Source organism: Bombilactobacillus bombi (genome assembly GCF_013607485.1).
Taxonomy (GTDB): Bacteria; Bacillota; Bacilli; order Lactobacillales; family Lactobacillaceae; genus Bombilactobacillus; species Bombilactobacillus bombi_A.
The window spans coordinates 1-2,576 of sequence record NZ_SCHP01000097.1; the positions used below are offsets into that span (position 1 = coordinate 1).

At 27.6% G+C, this 2,576-nt stretch carries 3 protein-coding genes and 1 pseudogene; 1 reads left to right on the plus strand and 3 read right to left on the minus strand.

The features are described from left to right. Positions 1–151 precede the first annotated feature (151 nt). Positions 152–745 (minus strand): CPBP family intramembrane glutamic endopeptidase, encoded by a 594-nt coding sequence (locus EQ827_RS08390; RefSeq protein ID WP_181190534.1) that lies wholly within the window; start codon positions 743–745, stop codon positions 152–154. A gap of 647 nt (positions 746–1,392) precedes the next feature. Then, on the minus strand, positions 1,393–1,635 hold the full coding sequence (locus tag EQ827_RS08395) for a hypothetical protein (protein ID WP_181190535.1): 243 nt from the start codon (positions 1,633–1,635) through the stop codon (positions 1,393–1,395). Between the two features lie 159 nt (positions 1,636–1,794). Here EQ827_RS08395 and EQ827_RS08400 point away from each other — a divergent pair. Next, positions 1,795–1,944: pseudogene (locus EQ827_RS08400) on the plus strand (IS30 family transposase); the annotation flags it as partial. A 29-nt stretch (positions 1,945–1,973) separates the two neighbouring features. On the opposite strand, the gene EQ827_RS08405 reads toward EQ827_RS08400, so the two are convergent. Continuing rightward, entirely contained in the window at positions 1,974–2,465 is a 492-nt protein-coding gene (locus EQ827_RS08405) for a CPBP family intramembrane glutamic endopeptidase (protein ID WP_181190536.1), read from the minus strand. Positions 2,466–2,576 lie beyond the last annotated feature (111 nt).

Consider the following 2,576-nt stretch of genomic DNA (forward strand, 5'->3'; position numbering starts at 1 on the left):
AAATAATTATTTGAATTATTTTTAACTTCAGTTTTTTTAAAGATAATCGTATTTAGTGAAATTTATATAGAGTATTACAATTTTATCTAAAGTAATTATCTAATAAAAAAATCTATATTATGAATAACAGTACTTTATCTATGGTAGGGCATTACAGCATAGTTAAAATTGCAATGAAATTAGCGATGCTATGACATAATACCGCCATTTTTATATCCATAGTTACATAATATGTTATTGAATAAGCAAGTACAGAGAAAAACAAGGCTAGAGATGTCCAAGATATAGAATAGCCGTGTACCAGAGCAAAGATAATAGAAACAAGGAAAATATTAATAATAGGATTTAAATGTTTGAATAATCCACCCTGAAGCATACCTTGAAAAATTAGCTCTTCCAATAAGGGACTAATAATTACTACTGTACAGACAAGGATAATAATCATAGGTGACTGAGAATGAAGAACATAAATAAAATCATAATTATCTTTATTACTATTTGTTTTTGTTAAATTAGAAATAACTGATTGAGCTATATGGGAAGCAATAGCTAAACTAATAGCTACTAGTACATTTTTAAAGTTTATCTTTGATGAAAATATTGGAGTACCATTAATTTTTAAATAAATAAAATAAACAATACTAACAACGATAATACTGGAACAAATAAAAACTAACGTGTGGTTAATTAAACTATAATGATTAGAACTTTCATTGCGCCAAAAGGTTTCTGATAATGTTGGCAATTGAACAATAATAAGAAATAAAGACTAATATTAGTTGAATAATTACATTGAATAACTTTTTAATCATGATCTGTTCCTCTTATTTAATTCCTCTTTTATGCAAGTTATTTAAATTCAAGCGCACAATTGTCATGAATTCTGGGCCAATGTTACGAACGTATAAATCCATTTTTATGGAGCTATCCATGATTAGGGATTAAAGACACGATATCAGGTTTTCTTATGCTCTTTTACTTTACAAAAGCAAATACACAGCCAACTAATTAAATTCAAACAACCAAAAAAGAATAACGAGTACAGATATAATCTTTTAGGCAGTTGATAACACAAAATTTTATCCCGTATTATGCCATTTTTCTTGTTTAATTTTTAATGTTTGTGTGGTGTTTTTAAGTTTTGTCCGGTGTACTCCTTAAGCTGCTGGAGATTTGTTCTGAGAGCCTTTTTATTCATGTTTTATTAACTAGTACTACGAGTATAGGAAAGCCTATAAACAAATTCAACTAACCCTTAACTGAAAAAGGGAAAAATTGTGCTAGTATTTAAGGATTTGGAAAAATGGGCAGACGAATATGGTAAATAGATAATTTAATAACATCTGGTTAGTTAAAATATACTTTAATTACCACAAGAGTAGTATTTTTGGTTTAACCTTTTCTCTCAGCTTTTAAGTACTCATCTACAGCCGCTTCTAATTGGTAGAATTTCTTTCCTCGAATTTCATAGTTGCCCTGTATAATAGCTTGTATATCCAATTGCCCTATATTTAATCTTTGGGCAATAGTGCTTAAAGCCTTAGGATTTTGTTGAGCTAATTGTTGTAATTTTAGCCGCTGTTGGCGCCAACGAATCTTTTGAAAGACTGCTAATCCCAAAAATAGAACTATCATCCAAAGTATCTTTAAATTTTTAAACCAATGAAACTTCCATATTAGCCCTGTCAATAATAAAAGATAAATTATTATAACAAGATACTCAATGAGCAAATCACGTCGATATTTTTTCAATTTGGTCACCTTTAATCTTTTGTATTATAAACTTGGCATCTTAAACTGCGCTGGTTCTTTCCTAAGAAAACTGACTTTAAACAAGTAACTGCCGATCAAGTGTTAGAAGCACTTGAACTGATTAATAATCGACCTTTAAAACTGCACAATTATCGGACTGCCATTGAAGTTTTTAGAGCTTGTTCAGATTAAACTTGTAATCTGCCATATTTAAAAATTTACTATAATAGTATATGCATCAATGTAACTAATAAATTATTTATCATATGACCAAAACATGACATCTTAATATCTTTAGTTTTTAAATAAATTAAACCAAAACTTAACAATGGAATAAATGTAGACAATCCATTAAAAGAAAATATCGAAAGTCCATGTGCAAATAAAAATAATAAAGTAGTTATAAAAATATTAATATAAACGTTGAATGACTTAAATATTCCTCCTTGAAGAATACCTTGAAATAATAATTCTTCCAAAATTGGACCAATAATAACTAAATGTAATATTAAGATAATTAGTAAAGGGCTGTGAACATGTAATAATTTGTCAGTAAAGTTATCTGCTGGTCCCGAAGTACTAGCTATATGAAATATATAATTACCTATATACAAAATGGCAGTTGACAAAACTGTGGCTATTATTTCAATAATAATTACAAAATTAATATTTAAAATTTTAATCTTTGGATCTAAAATTCTTGTGCCACTCAATTTCCTATAAGTAATATAAGTCAGAAAAAATATGACAACGACAGAGATTATATAAAAAGAAAAGTGTGGAATTATATCTATTTTATAAATAGTTTAATTATTTAAGGGACG

Coding starts and splice junctions, on each gene's coding strand:
- EQ827_RS08395 (WP_181190535.1), bottom strand. CDS start 1,635: ATGATAGTTCTATTTTTGGGATTAGCAGTCTTTCAAAAGATTCGTTGG.